This is a genomic window from Photorhabdus sp. S10-54, assembly GCF_963878145.1.
Taxonomy (GTDB): Bacteria; Pseudomonadota; Gammaproteobacteria; order Enterobacterales; family Enterobacteriaceae; genus Photorhabdus; species Photorhabdus kayaii.
In genome coordinates this window covers 1-1,174 of the sequence record NZ_CAWNXG010000142.1, presented here as the reverse complement: position 1 = coordinate 1,174, position 1,174 = coordinate 1, and the positions used below count along the sequence as shown (strand labels likewise).

Below are 1,174 nucleotides of genomic sequence, written 5' to 3'. Positions count from 1 at the left end.
TAAGGTTCGGCAGGCACGGAACTCATCGTGGCGCGGGCATGACTGCTCACCAGACGCAGAATAGATTTACGCAAGCCCACCATACATCAAAATTTGTGTTGCAAAAACGGGGGTGACCATAGATTTTTATAAGAAAAACCCTGACGGTGTAGCCATTTATTCATGCCGGGAATGCTAAAGGTAATCTTCCAGAGCTGAGCGACATAGGCCACGATTTCATGGGTGTGATGGAAAAGATGTTGAGATAAGTGATTGATTAAAAAGTCAGTTTGTTTTCGGGAAAGTAAACTATCAGACCCCCATTATCAGATTTAAGTTTACCTTGATTAAGGTAATCACTGATGTGGCGGTCAACAGTGGTCTGATGGAGTCGCAATGCCTGGGCTATCATTACAGAACTCCACCCTTCAGAAGCCAGAAGGATGGCTTTTATTCTGTCTCGTACCTAACCATCACGAGTGGTGTCGTGAAGACGTTCAAGTTTGATTTTTTGTTCTGATGTAATAAATATTTTCATAGCGAGGATAATGATCTCCATTTCGGATAAAATCAAGCATCTTCAATGATTACGGGTATATATGCCCGTCTTACACGCTAGCGATAAACCAGCCAGCATATGCTTAATTTGCAGATCAGTCAGCTTACAGACGTCCAGCCTAGCCAGAAACTCACGCTGTTCCTGAAGGCTATATTTTTCCCGGATATCATATCGGCCTGAATGCCTTCGATATTACACGCCGTTGTTTTGTTAAATGACGATTGAATGCCTTCCACCAAGAACTCTCTCTCTCACTGATGCCTGTTACATGACGGGCAAAAAGCAGACCGGTATTATTTTTGATAAACACACAGGATCCTGCGGTGAGATCACTCGTCCATATAAGGTTGTTGTTTGTTCATAACCATACCTATAGATTCGATCTCGATTTGATCCTACCACGCATTTATAAATGACAAAGCTTGACCTCGCGGGTTATATTTAGGAATAAAAAACATTGTCTATTGTTTCTGATATATCAACAGCTAATTCATTGTCATCCATGCCAGCAGGGCGGGATTCCACTTTGTATTTAATTTAATCAAAGATAAGTTGACTACGGAATTCCTCTGACCAAATGGCTCTTCGACGTTTAGCCGCCTGACTGTCTTTTATACTGGTATTCTGTTTAATCAC

The 1,174-nt window shown here is 41.8% G+C and carries 1 pseudogene; it reads right to left on the bottom strand.

Annotated elements, in window-relative coordinates:
- Positions 1-89: 89 nt before the first annotated feature.
- Positions 90-517 (bottom strand): annotated as a pseudogene (locus tag AACQ83_RS24150) (helix-turn-helix domain-containing protein); the annotation flags it as partial.
- Positions 518-1,174 lie beyond the last annotated feature (657 nt).